This is a genomic window from Citromicrobium bathyomarinum (assembly GCF_038594605.1).
Lineage (GTDB): Bacteria > Pseudomonadota > Alphaproteobacteria > Sphingomonadales > Sphingomonadaceae > Alteriqipengyuania > Alteriqipengyuania bathyomarina_B.
On record NZ_JBCFZM010000004.1, the window covers coordinates 107,343 to 122,692 of the forward strand.

At 66.3% G+C, this 15,350-nt stretch carries 17 protein-coding genes; 6 read left to right on the top strand and 11 right to left on the bottom strand.

What is annotated here, in order from left to right; genetic code table 11:
- Positions 1-59 precede the first annotated feature (59 nt).
- Positions 60-1,757 (bottom strand): M56 family metallopeptidase, encoded by a 1,698-nt coding sequence (locus AAG612_RS14675; RefSeq protein ID WP_342511413.1) that lies wholly within the window; start codon positions 1,755-1,757, stop codon positions 60-62.
- The gene (locus tag AAG612_RS14680) at positions 1,754-2,143 is read right to left on the bottom strand and encodes a BlaI/MecI/CopY family transcriptional regulator (protein WP_342511415.1); all 390 of its coding nucleotides are present in this window, start codon (positions 2,141-2,143) and stop codon (positions 1,754-1,756) included. Before AAG612_RS14680 ends, AAG612_RS14675 begins: the two co-directional genes overlap by 4 nt.
- 155 nt (positions 2,144-2,298) lie before the next feature.
- Between AAG612_RS14680 and AAG612_RS14685 the strand changes: the two genes are divergently transcribed.
- On the top strand, positions 2,299-3,297 hold the full coding sequence (locus AAG612_RS14685; protein WP_342511417.1) for an LLM class flavin-dependent oxidoreductase: 999 nt from the start codon (positions 2,299-2,301) through the stop codon (positions 3,295-3,297).
- A gap of 3 nt (positions 3,298-3,300) precedes the next feature.
- Here the strand turns inward: AAG612_RS14685 and AAG612_RS14690 are convergent, their stop codons facing one another.
- The 6 genes from AAG612_RS14690 to sdhC are packed head-to-tail and all read right to left on the bottom strand — an operon-like array spanning position 3,301 to position 8,476.
- Entirely contained in the window at positions 3,301-4,188 is an 888-nt protein-coding gene (locus tag AAG612_RS14690) for a glycoside hydrolase (RefSeq protein WP_342511419.1), read from the bottom strand.
- A gap of 40 nt (positions 4,189-4,228) precedes the next feature.
- Positions 4,229-4,714 carry a thiol-disulfide oxidoreductase DCC family protein gene (locus AAG612_RS14695; protein WP_342511421.1) on the bottom strand — a complete coding sequence of 162 codons (486 nt, stop codon included), beginning with the start codon at positions 4,712-4,714 and terminating at the stop codon, positions 4,229-4,231.
- Positions 4,711-5,811 (bottom strand): saccharopine dehydrogenase family protein, encoded by a 1,101-nt coding sequence (locus AAG612_RS14700; protein WP_342511423.1) that lies wholly within the window; start codon positions 5,809-5,811, stop codon positions 4,711-4,713. The genes AAG612_RS14695 and AAG612_RS14700 overlap by 4 nt, the downstream gene beginning before the upstream one ends.
- Positions 5,812-5,829: 18 nt before the next feature.
- A complete protein-coding gene (gene sdhA / locus AAG612_RS14705; protein WP_342511425.1) occupies positions 5,830-7,698 on the bottom strand; it encodes a succinate dehydrogenase flavoprotein subunit in 1,869 nt (622 codons plus the stop codon).
- On the bottom strand, positions 7,698-8,084 hold the full coding sequence (gene sdhD / locus AAG612_RS14710; protein WP_342511428.1) for a succinate dehydrogenase, hydrophobic membrane anchor protein: 387 nt from the start codon (positions 8,082-8,084) through the stop codon (positions 7,698-7,700). Before sdhD ends, sdhA begins: the two co-directional genes overlap by 1 nt.
- A gap of 11 nt (positions 8,085-8,095) precedes the next feature.
- Positions 8,096-8,476 carry a succinate dehydrogenase, cytochrome b556 subunit gene (gene sdhC, locus AAG612_RS14715; protein ID WP_342511430.1) on the bottom strand — a complete coding sequence of 127 codons (381 nt, stop codon included), beginning with the start codon at positions 8,474-8,476 and terminating at the stop codon, positions 8,096-8,098.
- 203 nt (positions 8,477-8,679) lie between these two features.
- Between sdhC and AAG612_RS14720 the strand changes: the two genes are divergently transcribed.
- From AAG612_RS14720 to AAG612_RS14740, 5 genes are read left to right on the top strand one after another with little or no spacing between them, the layout of a single operon-like run.
- Positions 8,680-9,390: an SDR family NAD(P)-dependent oxidoreductase gene (locus tag AAG612_RS14720; RefSeq protein WP_342511432.1), complete on the top strand. Its 711-nt coding sequence runs from the start codon at positions 8,680-8,682 to the stop codon at positions 9,388-9,390.
- Positions 9,380-9,976, top strand: a complete 597-nt coding sequence (locus AAG612_RS14725; RefSeq protein ID WP_342511434.1) for a DUF6151 family protein — start codon at positions 9,380-9,382, stop codon at positions 9,974-9,976. The genes AAG612_RS14720 and AAG612_RS14725 overlap by 11 nt, the downstream gene beginning before the upstream one ends.
- On the top strand, positions 9,966-10,907 hold the full coding sequence (locus AAG612_RS14730) for a 50S ribosomal protein L11 methyltransferase (RefSeq protein WP_342511436.1): 942 nt from the start codon (positions 9,966-9,968) through the stop codon (positions 10,905-10,907). The genes AAG612_RS14725 and AAG612_RS14730 overlap by 11 nt, the downstream gene beginning before the upstream one ends.
- Complete coding sequence (locus AAG612_RS14735) at positions 10,901-11,620, top strand: DUF2459 domain-containing protein (protein ID WP_342511438.1); 720 nt, start codon at positions 10,901-10,903, stop codon at positions 11,618-11,620. Before AAG612_RS14730 ends, AAG612_RS14735 begins: the two co-directional genes overlap by 7 nt.
- A gap of 54 nt (positions 11,621-11,674) precedes the next feature.
- Positions 11,675-12,526: a sterol desaturase family protein gene (locus AAG612_RS14740; RefSeq protein WP_342511440.1), complete on the top strand. Its 852-nt coding sequence runs from the start codon at positions 11,675-11,677 to the stop codon at positions 12,524-12,526.
- Here the strand turns inward: AAG612_RS14740 and AAG612_RS14745 are convergent.
- The 3 genes from AAG612_RS14745 to AAG612_RS14755 all read right to left on the bottom strand — a co-directional run bounded on the left by AAG612_RS14745 (position 12,523) and on the right by AAG612_RS14755 (position 15,343).
- Positions 12,523-13,740: an RNA polymerase sigma factor gene (locus AAG612_RS14745; RefSeq protein ID WP_342511620.1), complete on the bottom strand. Its 1,218-nt coding sequence runs from the start codon at positions 13,738-13,740 to the stop codon at positions 12,523-12,525. The two genes, AAG612_RS14740 and AAG612_RS14745, sit on opposite strands and share 4 nt — an antisense overlap.
- Positions 13,741-13,743: 3 nt before the next feature.
- A complete protein-coding gene (locus AAG612_RS14750; protein ID WP_342511442.1) occupies positions 13,744-14,097 on the bottom strand; it encodes a YciI family protein in 354 nt (117 codons plus the stop codon).
- Positions 14,098-14,191: 94 nt separating this feature from the next.
- Positions 14,192-15,343, bottom strand: a complete 1,152-nt coding sequence (locus AAG612_RS14755; RefSeq protein WP_342511444.1) for a serine hydrolase — start codon at positions 15,341-15,343, stop codon at positions 14,192-14,194.
- Positions 15,344-15,350: the final 7 nt, after the last annotated feature.

Consider the following 15,350-nt stretch of genomic DNA (forward strand, 5'->3'; position numbering starts at 1 on the left):
GAGGGCGGCGCATTGGGGGATGCGCCGCCCTCTTTGGGGGCTTGTGAGCCCTTACCCCGTTAACGCTCGCGTTCGAGCTCGCGCAGTGCCTTGTCGAGCGAGCGCAGCGCCTTGGTCCGCTCGCGCTCGGACAGGTTGCGATTACGCTCGATCGCGCCACGCGCCTGCATGATCGCACTGCGCGCGTTTTCCATGCCCGCCTTGCGTGCGTTTTCGGCCACGGCCATCTCGCACAACACCACGACCCTCTTGCCATTGGAGCCGGTCTGTTCCCGAACCGTGGCCCCATCCCCGTCGCAATCGGCCATGATCATGGGCAGGTTCGCCCTGCCTTTCGCGATGGCGAGCTGCATTTCCTTCGAGAACCTGGAAGAGTCGCGAAGTTCGACACGCAGAGTTTCCATTTGCTTGCGCAGATCGCTGCCTTCGCCCAGCTGCTCGCGGAGAATCAGGGTCTCCCTGAGCGCCTCTTCCGCATCGCGACGGGCCTCGCGCACGGTTTCGAGATGTTCCTCAAGCTCGCCCCGTTCCTCGACCGTCGCCTCGCGACCATCGATGAAATAGCGGCTTTCCTTGCGCGTTTGCCCGTCGGCATCGGTCGTTACCCGGCGTTCGATGCGGACCGTGCGGTTTTCCTTGCCGCCGTCGCCATCTTCGATCAGCAAGTCGACCGTTTCGGGTGGTTCGGGTGCCTCCGGGGCGCTCGGCGCGAGCGGTGCGTCGGGCGCGGCGGGCGGATTGGGCACCGCTTGTGGGCTGGGTGGCGCAGGCGGATTGGGCGCGGCAGCGGGGGCGATCGCTTCCGCCTGCGAAATCGAGGCGGTCGCCGGCAATGCCACGAGAGCGCCGATCATCAGGGCACGCGCAGCAATGCGCCGCCGGGGGGAAATGTCCGACATAGTCAGGCTCCTCAAACGATGGATGATGGATTTGTCGCCGAGCACGGGGCACGCCATCGGCGCGGCCAGTGCCCCGCGAGCGGAGGTGTTGGCACCCGTCGCGAAGGCGGCAATGACGGCAGCGTAGGTGCCCCGCAGTTCGCGGTCGCAGTCCGAGACCACACGGGCATCGCAGGCGGCTTCCTGGTCGCAGCGCATGGCGCGCCAGCCGACCCAGCACAGCGGATTGAACCAGTGGATCGCGAACAGCGGCTGGATTGCGAAATTGGCGAGCAGATCGCGCGCCCGGTGGTGGGCAAGCTCGTGCTCCAGCGCGAGATCGCGCTGGGTCGGCTCGGTGTGGTCGAGGAACCCCTCGGGCAGCGCGACGACCTTGTCGAACACACCGAAAGCGATCGGCGAACCGGCGACCGGCGTTTCCACCAGCCGAACATTGCCGCACCGACCGACCTCGACGCCCTGCGCCAGCAATTCGCGCCGCATGGCGAAATAGCGTGCGAACCGCACGGCGATGAATGCGCACGCGCCCGCCAGCCACACCGCGAATGCGATGGCGGTCCAGTCGATCGAGATCGTGGCCTGCATCAGCGGGCGGACCATCAGCGGCTCGGCACCCACTTCGGCCATCGGCTGGTAAGTGGCCACCGGCAGCGGCTCGGATGCGGGTGCCGGGGCGAGCCATGCGGGAAGCACCAGCGGCGGCAGCAGCAGGCGCGCAAACGGCAGGAGCCAGAGGGCATAGGCGGCCCCGGGGCCGAAATGACGGGTGACCGGGCGCCGCAGGATCAGCACCAGCGCAATCAGGGCGCCGGTCCACAGCAAGGTCTCGAAGGCGAAGCTCTGGAATTCGGCGGTCATTTGCGCATCTCCTTCAGGAGACGCTCGATCTCGCCGAGATCCTCGTCGGTCAGCGCCTCGTTTTCGGCGAGATGCGCGAACAGGGATACTGCCCGTCCGCCGAACAACCGATCTACCAGGCGGCGCGATTCGCCGCCGACATAGTCCGCGCGTTCGATCAGCGGGGAATAGAGGAACTTGCGCCCGGCAGGTTCGGTCGCCAGCGCGCCCTTGCTGACAAGGCGCGAGAGGAGCGTCTTGACGGTCGGCATCGACCAGCCGCGCGATTCGCAGACATCGTCGCAAACCTCCGAAGCGCTCACCGGATGGCGATCCCAGATCACCTCCATGATCGCATGTTCGGCCTCGGTAATGCGCTCGTTTCGTTCGCCATTCGGCTCGGTCATGATCTCAACCTCCCTCGATCGATTACGCCTGTAGACGCATTGACTACAGATGTAAACATGGACGGCCGATGAACGATGGAGGGGGGCCCCGCCCGTGAACGCACCTGCGGACCCAAGCCTTTCATTCCCGCGACCCACCACCCATCTGACCTTGCATGACCAAACTCTCCCTGCTCGACCTCGCCCACGTGACCGAAGGCGGCACCGTGCGCGATGCGCTGTCCAACGCCGCCGATATCGCCCGCCACGCCGAATCGCTGCGTTTCGAGCGTTACTGGTGCGCCGAGCATCACGGGATGGAAGGCATTGCCAGCGCGGCGACCAGCGTGGTCATCGGCCATGTCGCCGCCGCCACCTCGCGTATTCGCGTCGGCGCGGGGGGCATAATGTTGCCCAACCATGCGCCGCTGGTGATCGCCGAGCAGTTCGGCACGCTCGATGCGCTGTTTCCGGGGCGGATCGACCTCGGCCTCGGGCGTGCGCCGGGCAGCGATCAGCGGGTGGCCGCCGCACTGCGCCGCAATCTGGACAGCAATCCCGATGCCTTCCCGCGCGATGTGGTCGAACTGCAGAGCTACTTCGCAAACGACGGGCGCACCGGGATCAGTGCCACGCCGGGCGCGGGGGCGAACGTGCAGCTCTACATTCTGGGATCGAGCCTGTTCGGTGCGCAGGTCGCGGCCATGCTCGGCCTGCCCTATGCCTTCGCCAGCCATTTCGCGCCGCAGGCACTCGACGATGCGCTGAAGATCTATCGCGACCGCTTCGAGCCCTCCGACGTGCTGAGCGAACCTTATGCGATCTGCGGTTACAATGTGTTTGCGGCGGATACCGAGGAAGAGGCGCAGCTGCTCGCCAGTTCGATGCAACAGAGCTTCGTGCGGCTGCGCACCGGCAAGCCGGGCAAGCTCCCGCCGCCGGTGGAGGGCTATCGCGAAAGCCTGCCGCCGCAGGCTGCCGCCATGCTCGACGGAGTGCTGTCGGCCACCGCGATCGGCACGCCCGCACAGGTCCGCGATCAGATGAACGCTTTCGTCGAGCGCACGCAGGCGGACGAACTCATCATTGCGGGTTCGATCCACGACCACGAGGCGCGCAAGCGCAGCCTGACGCTCGCGGCAGAGGCCTTCGCGGGCGAACCCGCTGCCGCGTAGGCGCTAGCAGACTTCGGCGGTATTCTCCGGAATCGGCCCCGGCGGGATCCGCGCCGGGTGCCGCCAGAACGGGTCACCGCGCAATCTGTGCACGTCGCCATAGGCCTGCTCCAGCGCCGCGAAGATCGCGGGGTCGTAGGCCGCCAGATCGTCGCGGTTGAGCACACGCACGCCGTCGACCACCACCAACCGCCCCGATTCGAACCAGATCTGCGTGCTTTCGGCCCAGTATTCCTGAATCGTGGTCATCGCATATTCGTTGCGCCACAGGCCCGTGGCCAGCGCATTTGCGTAGGCCGCCTCGATCCGGTCATAGAGCGCCGGGTCCGCGCCCTGAATCGCGAACAGGATGTTGTGCGCGAATTCGTGGACGAGGATGGTTTCGCCGTAATAGCGGCTCGATTGCCAGCCCAGCACATCCTCTTCCGAACTGACGGTGCGCGGCCCGCCGATCCCGCGCGCCCGCGCATCCCAATAGGCGCGGTCGGTCAGCCGACCGATCCGCTCCTCATAATGCTTCTTCTCGCACCGGGTCAGCCGCGGGTCGCCCGGCGCAGGCTTGGTCCAGTGCGCATTCTCGGGCAGGTCGAGCAACGCCTCGTCTTCGGCCATGATCGCGACGCGATAATCGTTCTCGACCAGCCATGCGCGCAGGTCCGGGCGGTGCTTCAGCATATCTTCGATCATCGCTTCGGACGCGACCAGCGCGTCTTCGGAAACCTTATTCGACGAGACCACCGGAATGCCGCTCGCATCGCGGTACTGCGTGTAGAAATCGGGGATGCCGAGCTCGGCGGGCGGTGACCCGGCAGCAGCAGGCGCGGCAGAGAGCGCGGCGAGACTTGCGATCAAGCTGGCGATAAGGCTGGCGGAAGCGAAACGGAGCGTCATGCAGCCTGCGCTATCCGCTTCGACCTGAACAGACCAGAACCTAGAGCATTCGGGCGCGCTGATCTTCGGTCAGAACCTGGCAGGCCTGCTCGGTCCTGCCGAACCATTTGTAGCGGTTGTTCGCCACCAGATCGTAAACCGGATCGAGGATGAAATTCGGGATGGCCCGGAAGATCGCAAGCCCCTTCCACAGACCACCCATCGCCCGCGCGACCTCGAAATATCCGTCGAATTTGATGTGGGGTCGGCCATTGCGGACGAAGAGATAGGTCTCGTCCCAGTCGATCCCGTAATGGCGGCACAGCGCCTCGCCCAAGCCTTGCTGCGCAGATGTGAAGGCAATCGCGCGGGCGGAATCGTGCTTCATGATGAAGCCCACGCCCGTGCCGCACAGTACGCAATGATGGTCGAACACGAACACCGCCCGGCTGTCGTCGAAATCGGGCACCGCCGGATCGTCGCGGTAGGAGTACGGCGCGAATGTCGCGAGGTCGCTCTGTGTTTTATGGGGCGTATGCTTGCTCATTCGTCGATCGCCGTGATGTCGAGGCCTGCGAATTCGGCACGATAGGCGTCGAGCGTGATGATATCGAGGCATGGCCGCGCGCCCGGCGCGAAGACGCGTCCCTCGGCCATCATTCGGGCGATCAGGATGACCGGAATGCAGGGAATGATCGGCCCATGGCCCTGCCGCGCGATGATCCAGTGGCGTCTGGTCATCGGCGTGCCATCCGTGCCCTCACCCTCGATCACCATGTGAAAGCCGCTGCGGCCCTTGCCCAGCCAGTTGAACAGGGCGGCGAAGCGCACCAGAAGGCCCGCATAGCGGTCCAGCCGGGGAAGCAGGCCGATGCGCACCAGCTTGCCCGAAATCCACGTCCCGAAATGCAGCACGTTGATCTCGTGCCCGGCATAGAAGGCGTGGCTGCGCAGCGTGGGATAGCGATCGGGAAACAGGCCGAGGTCGGGCACATTGCCATGCGCGAACCAGCGCCGCCCGAGTTCGGGGTAGCGCACGGCGTGCAGCCCGCTCCAGCCGGTGACCGGACGCATCGCCCCGTCCTTCAGCCGCGTGAAGCGCTGCCCGACATAGCTGGTGACTGCGGCAACCGTGCCTGCGCCACGGTTGGCCTGCTCTGCCCCGCTGATACCGTAATACACGTGGCGGACCTGCATGGCCTTGGCCGCCTCGTCCAGAAAGGCGGCTGTGAGTGCGGGGACCGAGCTTGCCCCCGCCAGCACCGTGACTCCGGCCGTCTTCGCCGCCTCGTCGAGGGCGCCGATCCCGCACACGAACTCGCGCGCATCGGCTATATCGCAATAATCAGCGCCCGCCGCGATGGCCGCTTCGGCGACGGCGTAGCTCTGGGTGTGGTACGGGCCAACCATGTTGATGACCAGATCGGGGCCGATGTCGCCCAGCATGGTCGCCGGATCGCCGCCTATGTCGACGACTCGCCCGATGGCGGGGTTTGCCGCGTTGAGGCCATCGGCAAAGGTGCTCGCCTTGCGCAGATCACGCCCGCAGATAACCAGCGCGATGCCCGGATCGGGCGCGAGCGCACGGGCAACATAGCCTCCGAAATTCCCGTACCCGCCGATGATCGCGACGCGAAGCATCATGCGGGTCCGGGTCTTCGATCAATACACCCGCTTCTTCGGCTCGATATACTTGATATCGTCGGTCAGCGTGTATTCGTGGACCGGGCGGTAATCGATTTTCATGTCGCCCTTGCCCGAACCCTTGGCGCCGCCGCCCCAGCCGTCGAACCAGGTTACCGTGTGCTTCATCCACTCGGCATCGTTGCGGTCGGGGAAATCCTCGTGCGCGTGGGCGCCGCGGCTTTCCTTGCGGTTGTCGGCGCTGGTCATGGTGACGCTCGCCTGAGCCATCAGGTTATCGAGTTCCAGCGTTTCGACGAGGTCGCTGTTCCAGATCAGCGAGCGGTCGGACACGTGAATGTCCTGCATGCTCGCGTTGACCTCGGCGAGGTGCTTCTTGCCCGCTGCCAGCGTCTCGGTGTCGCGGAACACGGCGGCATGCTTCTGCATGGTCTTCTGCATGTCCTCGCGAATCCGCGCGGTCGGCAGGCTGCCATTGGCGTGACGGAAATGGTCGAGCCGGGTCAGCGCCAGGTCCGCGCTGTCGGCGGGAAGCGCATCGTGATTCGCGCCCGGCTTCATCGTTTCGGCCAGACGGTGCCCGATCGCGCGGCCGAACACCACGAGGTCGATCAGCGAGTTCGAGCCGAGGCGGTTCGCCCCGTGGACCGAGACGCAGCCCGCCTCGCCCGCGGCATAGAGCCCGGGCACCACGTGGTCGGGATTGCCGTCGGGCCCGATGGTCACGACTTCGCCGTGATAGTTCGTCGGGATGCCGCCCATGTTGTAGTGGACCGTCGGCGTCACCGGCAGCGGCTCGCGCGTCAGGTCGACCCCGGCGAAAATCTTGCCGCTCTCGGTGATGCCGGGCAGGCGCTCGGCGAGCACGGCCGGGTCGATATGGTCGAGGTGCAGGTAGATGTGGTCGCCATCCTTGCCCACGCCCCGGCCTTCGCGCATTTCCAGCGCCATCGAGCGGCTGACGACGTCGCGGCTGGCGAGGTCCTTCGCGGAAGGCGCATAGCGTTCCATGAACCGCTCACCCTCGGAGTTGGTCAGGTAACCGCCCTCGCCGCGCGCGCCTTCGGTAATCAGCACGCCCGCGCCGTAGATGCCGGTCGGGTGGAACTGCACGAACTCCATGTCCTGCAGCGGCAGGCCGGCGCGCAGCACCATGCCGCCACCGTCGCCGGTGCAGGTGTGTGCCGATGTCGCGGTGTAGTAGCAGCGACCATAGCCGCCGGTCGCTAGAACGACCGCGTGCGCCTTGAAGCGGTGGATCGTGCCATCGTCGAGGCACATGGCGATCACGCCCACGCAGCGGCGATTGGCACCTTCACCCGCCATGATCAGGTCGATCGCGAAATATTCGATGAAGAAGTCCGCGTCGTACTTCAGGCTCTGCTGATAGAGCGCATGGAGCATCGCGTGCCCCGTACGGTCCGCCGCGGCGCAAGTACGTTGTACTGGCGGGCCTTCGCCCATGTTCTGCATGTGGCCGCCGAACGGGCGCTGGTAGATCGTGCCGTCCTTGTTGCGGCTGAACGGCACGCCCGCGTGCTCCAGCTCGTACACCGCCTGCGGGGCTTCACGCGCGAGATATTCGATCGCGTCCTGATCGCCCAGCCAGTCCGACCCCTTCACGGTGTCGTACATGTGCCAGGTCCAGTGGTCGGGCGTGTTGTTGCCGAGCGACGCGGCGATGCCGCCCTGCGCCGCCACGGTGTGGCTGCGAGTCGGGAACACCTTGGAGATGTTGGCGGTCTTGAAGCCCGCTTCGGCGGCACCCATCGTGGCGCGCAGGCCCGAACCGCCCGCGCCGACGACGACGACGTCGAACGTATGGTCGATGATCGGATAGGCTTCGCTGCCGCTCTTGGGCTGAGTCGTGTCGGTGTCGGTCGCCATCAGGCGGCTCCTGCAAAAGCGATGCTGGCGATGCAGAACACGGCGAACACGCCGCCTGCCACCGCAACCAGATTGAGAAGGGCGGTCAGCGCAAAGCGGCTGCCACCCTGGTGGATATAGTCCTCGACCAGCACCTGCAGGCCCAGGCGTGCGTGCCAGAAGGTGCTAAGGATCAGCAGGATCATCGCCGCCGCGCTGATCGGATTGGCAAGCCAGCCGGCGACCGTGCCGTAGTCGTAGGCAGGCAGCAGCAAGAAGCTGACCAGCAGCCACAGGACGAGCACCAGATTGCCGATCGCGGTAAACCGCTGGATCAGCCAGTGATGCGCGCCCTCGTGGGCCGAGCCGAGGCCGCGTACGCGGCCGATGGAGGTTCCGTTACCCATGGTCAGAAGCCTTATTTCAGAAAGATGATCGCCCAGAAGGCGATGGTCAGCAAAACGCCGAGAATCGGGCTGGCGATCGCCCAGGTCTTGTTGACGGTGAGCTCGTAACCGGCGCCGATATCGAGCACGAAGTGGCGCAGGCCGCTCATCATGTGGTTGAAGAAGGCCCAGGTCAGGCCGATCAGCACGACATAGCCGATCGGCGTGGTCATGAGCCCGGTAAAGGTCTCGTACGCCTCCGGCCCGCTCGCCATCGCGCCCAGCCACCACAGCAGCACGCCGAGCCCGACGAGCGCCAGACCGTCGCCGGTGACGCGGTGCAGGATGGAGGTCAGCATGTGCGGGCCCCATTTCCAGATCTGAAGGTGCGGGGAGAGGGGTCTGTTCGACATGAGGGCTAGCGGGTCCAATCTGGCCGGGATGCTGGAATGCGTTGCGCCTCCACTTAGCGGAAGCGTGACGAGGTTCAAGGCAGTCCAAAGGATGAAGGCCCAGGCACGGGCGCAAAGCCCCCCCCTGCACGCACTCCCGAACAGCGCGCCGTCGACAGGCAGGGGCTTGGTTGCTCGCGTCTAAGGGCGTAACGCGCGAACCGATGACATCCATTCTCGTCACAGGATCGAGCCGCGGGATCGGCTCCGCCATTCGCGAACAGCTCGAGGCGCGCTGCGTGCGGGTGATCGGCCACTCGACGCAAGGTATCGAGGAAGGCGAGATTGCCGCCGATTTTACCGAGCCTTCGGCGCCTTCGATACTGTGGGAAGAGGCCATGCGGCAGGCCGACGGCGAGATCGATGTGCTGGTCAACAATGCCGGATTGTTCGCCGGAATTCCGCTCGACACCTCCGACATCGAATGGCTCGACGCGTGGGAGGAAACGCTGCGGATAAACCTGACCGCCGCCGCGCAGCTGAGTCGCTTTGCGGTGCGTCACTGGCAGGAAACCGGGCGCAGCGGACGGATCGTCCACATCGCCAGCCGCGCCGGGCACCGGGGCGATTCGCCCGCGCACTGGCACTACGCGGCGGCCAAGGGCGGGATGCTGGCGCTGCACAAGACCATCGCGCGCGCCTACGCCGCGCAAGGGATCTACAGCTTCGCGGTCACGCCCGGCTTCACCGACACCTCGATGGCGGGCGACTACCTCGAGTCGCGCGGCGGGCCGGGCTTGCTGGCGGACATTCCGCTCGGCCGCGTGGCCGAGCCGGAGGAGATCGCGGATATCGCGGTGTGGTGCGCACTCGACGCGCCGCCTTCGATGACCGGGACGACGATCGATGCGAACGGCGCGAGCTATGTCCGCTGACCTGCCCTTCTCCTGCCGCTGCGGCGCGGTTAAAGGGGTGATCGAGAAGGCGGGCCCGCGCGAGGGCGATTTCGTCGTCTGCCACTGCACCGACTGCCAGACCTTCGCCCGGCGCTTTCAGGCTGAGGACAGGGTGACAGGCGATGACGCGGGCACGCTGCTTTACCAGAGCCGCTGCGCGCGGATGCGGATCGCGCAAGGTCGGGGCGAATTGCGCTGCCTGCACCTGACCGACAAGCCGACCATGCGCTGGTTCGCGCGATGCTGCGGGACGCCGCTGTTCAACTCATACAAGAACGGCAAGCTGCCCTATGTGACGACGCTTGTCGGCAACTGCGAAGCGGACGACCGCGAGCGACTGCTGGGGGAGCCCATCGGGCACCTGTTTGTCGATGACGACCCGCACTGCACCGGGCAGGTGCGCCGCATGGCGATGCACACGCTCATGCGCCGGTTTTTCGTGAGGATGCTCAAGGATATCCTCTCGGGCGATCGCCGCCGGAGCGCGCTGTTCGATTCGCGCACGCTCGAGCCGATTTCTTCCCCCGAACACCCAACCGAGGACACCATGGCCCATGTCGGCTGACATCACTGCCGAAGACGCCGGAATCAGCTGGAAGCTCACCGCGCTGGTCGACCGCACCGCTGCCGAGGCGGCGCTCGCCGCGAGCGTGGAGGACGCGTGGGACAGCGATCTGGTCATGAGCGCGCACGAGGTCGAGGCGGATCGCTATGATCCGATCAATGCCGGCCTGTGGCGGATCGAGGCGTGGTATCCGCGCAAGCCCGACAGGGCGCTGCGTAAGCAACTCGACGCGATGTTCGGCGGAAATGCGCCCGATTTCGAGCTGGAGAAGGTCGAACCGCAGGACTGGGTCACGCTCAGTCAGCAGGCGGTCGAGCCGGTCTGCGCGGGCCCGTTCCATATCCGCACCCCCGAATATCCGGCAGACCCCGAGGCCATCGACCTTGTCATTCCCGCAAGCCGCGCCTTCGGCACCGGCCAGCACCAGACGACCGCCGGGTGCCTCGTGATGCTGGGCTGGCTCAACTCGCGCGGCGTGCGCCCCCGGCAGGTCGCGGATATCGGCACGGGCACCGGGCTGCTCGCCATCGGTGCGCTCAAGCTGTTCCCTTCCGCGAACATGATCGCGAGCGATATCGACCCGGTGTGCGACGAGATCGTGCGCGAGAATGCGCGCGATAATGGCGTAACGATGGGCCAGCGATCCGGTGCGCTGCGCTATGTCACTGCGCCGGGCATGGACCACCCCGCGCTCAAATCGCGTGCGCCCTTCGACCTGCTGATCGCCAACATCTTGGCAGGTCCGCTGGTCGAGCTGGCGCAGGATTTTGCGCTCGCGCTGCAACCGGGCGGGCGCGTGATCCTTGCCGGGCTGCTCGACACGCAGGCCCCGCGCGTCATCCGCGCCTACCAGCGCATGGGCCTGCGGCTCGAACGGCGGATCGACGACGGTGACTGGTCGATCCTGTGCCTGCGGGCGCCCGCATGGTGAGAGCGCTGCGGGCGCTGGGCTGGACGATCGGCGGCCTGCTCGGCGCGCTCGTCCTCCTCGCCGCAGGCTTCTTCCTCGCGGCGTGGATCGGCTCCAGCATCCCGCGCAACGCGGACTGGGTGGAGGCCGAAACCGGCATCCCGATCATGGTCGAGACCAATGGTTTCCATACGGGCATCGTCATGCCCATCGCCACCCCGGTAAAGGACTGGCGCGAGACGTTCCCTTCCGCCGGGCAGCCGATGCCGGGCGGGCCAATGGCGGGCGGGAGGATACCGACCCATGTCTCGGTCGGCTGGGGCGACCGCGAGATGTATCTCGATGTGCCGACCTGGGGCGAATTGAAGCCCGCCAGCGCGCTGCGGATCGCGACGCAGGGCGGCCCGGCGGTGATGCGCGTCGCGCATTACTACCGGCCCGCGGGCGGGCCGAACCACCGCTGGGTGATCCTGCGCGAGGAGGAATATGCACGGCTGGTCGCCGAGGTGGAGAAAGGCTTGCCGCCGGTCGACGACCCGCGCGAGCGGATCAGCTACGATGGCTTCGATCCGCAAGCGCAGGTCTATGATGCGACCGGCCACTACACGCTTGGCAACACATGCAACCAGTGGGTCGGCGATGCGCTGGCGGCGGCGGGGATCGAGATGGGGCGGTGGACGCCGCTGGCAGGGGGCGTGATGAAGTGGATTCCCGAGGGCGGCGCGCAGCCCTGACCTCTTGAAAAGCCTGATGACTGAGGCGCCTGCTTGCATTAGTGTCAGTAAGCCATGATCGACCTGCCGACCGCTTTCGATGTCTTTGCCGACCGGATGATCCGCGTCGTCGTATTCGATCTGCAGCGCTATCTGGTCGCAGCGGGTCTGTTCACCATCGCGCTGCTGGTGTTCCGCAGCTGGGCGCAGCGCAAACGGATCCAGAACCGCCGCGCGACGCGCAAGGATTACACGCGCGAGATCGCGTCCTCACTGCGCACTTCGGTGGTCTTCGCGCTCACCACCTTCCTGACGCTGGCCTTGCGCGAGGTCGGGCTGGTCAAGCTGAAGCTGGAAACCTTCACGCTGCTCACCGTCGCGTGGCAATTCGCGCTGATGGTCGTGGCGCACGACGCCTATTTCTACTGGATGCACCGCGCGCTGCATCACAAGCGGCTGTTCCGCGCCACGCACCTGCATCACCACAAGTCGCGCACGCCCACGCCATGGACGGCCTACAGCTTCTCGAGCTGGGAGGCGGTGACAGAGGCGCTGTTCATCCCGATCTTCATGCTGGCCACCAGCACGATGGGTTTTGCGATGACCGGGCTCGCGATCTTCCTGTTCCTCTGGCACATGATCTTCCGCAACGTCATCGGCCATCTCGGGGTGGAGCTCTACCCGGCGGGCTGGGTCGACAATCGCTGGACCGGCTGGTGGAACACGACCACGCACCACGACCTCCACCACAGCTCGGGGAACACCAATTTCGGCCTCTACTTCACCTGGTGGGACCGGTGGATGGGCACCGAGCATCCGCGCTACCGCGAGGAATTCCGCAAGGTCACCGCGCGCACCCGCAAGGCGGCGCGCGAGGCTGAACGCGAGGCCGAGGCACAGGCCGAGCCGGGCACCGCCCCCGCTTAGCCGCTTAGCGCATTGCGCTGCCGGGCGAGGAACAGCGCCTCTGCCGGTTCGGGATCGAGCGCGAGCGCCGTATCGTACTCCTCGCGCGCCTCACCCGTCCGTCCCGCACGCGCCAGCAGATCGGCTCGCGCGACGCGAAAGGGCAGGAAATCGACCAGCCGCTGCGCATCCAGCGCGTCGAGCGCAGCCAGACCCGCTGCCGGATCACGGCCGCGCGCCAATGCCACCGCGCGATTGATCGCGACCACCGGGGTCGGCCGCATCGCGAGCAGCATGTCGTAGAGCCGGACGATCGCCTGCCAATCGGTCCAGTCTTCGCCGCGCCCTCTTGCGTGGGTCAGGTGAATGGCCGCGAGCGTCTGCAAAGGCCCCGGTTGGCGCAGCCGCGTGGCCATCGCGAGCGCGGCGCGGCCCGCCTCGATCCGTGCGGCATCCCATAGCGCCGTGTCCTGCAGCGATAGCGGGATCATCGCCCCGTCCGCCGCGACCCGCGCACCCTCGCGCGACCGCACGAGACTGGTGAGCGCCAGCAGGCCGTGCGCCTCGGCTTCGCGAGGCATCAGTTCCGTCAGCAGCAGCGCCAACCGCTCCACCTCGGGCGCAAGGCCTGCCGTCTCGGATGTCTCCTCCGCCAGGCCCGAGGCGTTGCGATAGACAATGCTGAGCGCGGTCTCGAGCGTTTCCAATACGGCACCGACCCGGAATTGCCATTCGCGGGACGGCGGCGTCTCGAAAGGAATTTTCGCCTGTGTTATCTTTACCTTGGCGCGCGTGATCCTCTGATACATCGCAGGCTTGGTCGTCAGAAACGCGCGCGCGATCCGTGCGACGGAGACCCCGCAGATCACCCGCAGCGCCAGCGCAATGCGCGCCTCGCTCGCAATTGCGGGGTGGCAACAGGTGAAGAGCAGGCGCAGCCGGTCATCGGGTATCGCCTCGGGAAAGGAAATGACGTCGCCCATGCAATCGACTTCCGGCTGGCTGGCGAGCGCCCGCGTCTCCCGCTCGGCCTTGCGCAGCGTGTCGAGCGCGCGCCGCCGCGCGGTGACATAGAGCCACGCCGCCGGATCGCGGATCGGCGCGCGTTCGCGCAACGCCGCTTCGCAGGCGGCAGAGAATGCGTCTTCGGCAAGGTCGAGGTCGCGCAATTGCGCGGCGAGGGCCGCGATGACCCTCGGCCGCGCCTGCGCCAGTTTGTCCGCCAGCCCGGGCAGCGCCTAGTCTTCCCACACGGGCCGGATTTCGATGGCGCCCTTGCCCGGGATCGGGATCTTCCGCGCCCAGCGCACCGCCTCGTCATGGTCCGCCGCCTCGACGATGTAGTAGCCGCCCAGTTCCTCGTGCGTTTCGGCAAAGGGGCCGTCATGCAGCGTGCCCTCGCCCCCATTTTCGTAGCGGATGGTGGTGGCAGTCGCGGCCTCCCGCAGCCGGTTGCCGCTGAATGCGACACCCGCCGCGCCCAGTTCTTCCATAAGCTTCATGTGGCCCGCCAGCGTGGCTTCCAGCGTCGCCGCGCCGTTTTCGCCCGCATAGGAGCTCTCGTCTTCATGAATCAGCAGCATGTATTGCATCGCTCGTCTCCGATCGGCATCGCCCCTGTGGCGATACTCTAATGCGAAGACGCCGCCGGTCTGCCCCTTTCGACAGCGCAGCGAAAATTTCTCGCTAGATGGACTCCTGGAGCGCAGCGTTCTCGCCCGGCCCAGCTCCCGTCACCATTTCATGATAGCCCGCGATGGCCCGCACGACGCCGTGCATCATCTCCATGCGTTCGGGCACGGGGGCCTGTGTGCGCCCGATCATGACCGCCACCGTATAGATGCTGCCATCGGGCGCGGTGAGAATGCCGACATCGTTATAACCGGCCTGGTCCGCCGGGTCGCCCAACGGCACGATGTCGAGCACCTGGCCCGTGCCGGTCTTGTGCGCGATGCTCCACCCTTCGGGCAGGCCGCCTTTAAGCCGGTTGGGTCCGCTCTTCACCTCGCGCAGCCACGCAAGATACTGCGCCGTGCCCGCGTCCGACAGCAATTCGCCTTCCTGCAAGCGCGCGAGCGCGGAGGCGATTGCCACCGGGGTCGCGCCATCGACCGGATCGTCGACATAGGCGTCGAACGCCTGCTGCCGGACATCGTGCGGCACGCCCTTGCGCACTTCGAAGAAGGTCTTGCCCAGCGCCCAGCTCTGCTGCCATTCCATCCCCGCGATGGCCGACTGCATGGGCCGCTCGCCGGGACCGAAGCGGATATCCGAAAAGCCTTTCCTCACCAGCACCTGGCGCACCGCATCGGGCCCGCCGACGCGGCGCAGCACCATGTCGTTCGCGGTGTTGTCGCTCTGCGTCAGCGCACGCTCCAGAAAATCGCGATAGGTCGCGCTGAAGCTGCCATTGGCGACCACGCTGTTACGGATCGGGCTATGAAAGACCGCGAGATCAGGGATACGAACCGTGCCCGTCTCGGAAAGGTCGAGCGTGCCGCGATCCGCTTGGTCGAGCGCGGCGAGCGCGACCCACAGCTTGCTGACGCTCTGCTGCGGAAACAGATCGGTGCCGTTGAAGTGAACCATGCGCCCGCGCGCCGGATCGTAAACCGCAATGCCGACCTTGCCTTCCAGATCGCTGCCCAGCGCGAACAGCCGGTCGTCGAGCCATTCTTCCTCTGCCGACCGTTCGAGGCTGAGATCCTCCGCCGCCTGCTCGATCCGCTCCTCGAAAGAGGGCGCGCCGCTGGTGTCGCCCGTCGCCTCTGTCAGGTGACAGGTGGCAAGGCTCCCAGCCGTGAGAATACAGAACAAGAGAATCAGCAGGTTACGCACGGGTCGA

What these genes read in the sequence shown, in the direction of transcription:
- sdhD (WP_342511428.1), bottom strand. Translation starts at nt 8,084, where the DNA reads ATGGGTAACGGAACCTCCATCGGCCGCGTACGCGGCCTCGGCTCGGCC.
- AAG612_RS14730 (WP_342511436.1), top strand. Translation starts at nt 9,966, where the DNA reads ATGTCGGCTGACATCACTGCCGAAGACGCCGGAATCAGCTGGAAGCTC.
- AAG612_RS14700 (WP_342511423.1), bottom strand. Translation starts at nt 5,811, where the DNA reads ATGATGCTTCGCGTCGCGATCATCGGCGGGTACGGGAATTTCGGAGGC.
- AAG612_RS14720 (WP_342511432.1), top strand. Translation starts at nt 8,680, where the DNA reads ATGACATCCATTCTCGTCACAGGATCGAGCCGCGGGATCGGCTCCGCC.
- AAG612_RS14685 (WP_342511417.1), top strand. Translation starts at nt 2,299, where the DNA reads ATGACCAAACTCTCCCTGCTCGACCTCGCCCACGTGACCGAAGGCGGC.
- AAG612_RS14695 (WP_342511421.1), bottom strand. Translation starts at nt 4,714, where the DNA reads ATGAGCAAGCATACGCCCCATAAAACACAGAGCGACCTCGCGACATTC.
- AAG612_RS14725 (WP_342511434.1), top strand. Translation starts at nt 9,380, where the DNA reads ATGTCCGCTGACCTGCCCTTCTCCTGCCGCTGCGGCGCGGTTAAAGGG.
- AAG612_RS14690 (WP_342511419.1), bottom strand. Translation starts at nt 4,188, where the DNA reads ATGACGCTCCGTTTCGCTTCCGCCAGCCTTATCGCCAGCTTGATCGCA.
- AAG612_RS14750 (WP_342511442.1), bottom strand. Translation starts at nt 14,097, where the DNA reads ATGCAATACATGCTGCTGATTCATGAAGACGAGAGCTCCTATGCGGGC.
- sdhC (WP_342511430.1), bottom strand. Translation starts at nt 8,476, where the DNA reads ATGTCGAACAGACCCCTCTCCCCGCACCTTCAGATCTGGAAATGGGGC.
- AAG612_RS14735 (WP_342511438.1), top strand. Translation starts at nt 10,901, where the DNA reads ATGGTGAGAGCGCTGCGGGCGCTGGGCTGGACGATCGGCGGCCTGCTC.
- AAG612_RS14740 (WP_342511440.1), top strand. Translation starts at nt 11,675, where the DNA reads ATGATCGACCTGCCGACCGCTTTCGATGTCTTTGCCGACCGGATGATC.
- AAG612_RS14675 (WP_342511413.1), bottom strand. Translation starts at nt 1,757, where the DNA reads ATGACCGCCGAATTCCAGAGCTTCGCCTTCGAGACCTTGCTGTGGACC.
- AAG612_RS14680 (WP_342511415.1), bottom strand. Translation starts at nt 2,143, where the DNA reads ATGACCGAGCCGAATGGCGAACGAAACGAGCGCATTACCGAGGCCGAA.
- sdhA (WP_342511425.1), bottom strand. Translation starts at nt 7,698, where the DNA reads ATGGCGACCGACACCGACACGACTCAGCCCAAGAGCGGCAGCGAAGCC.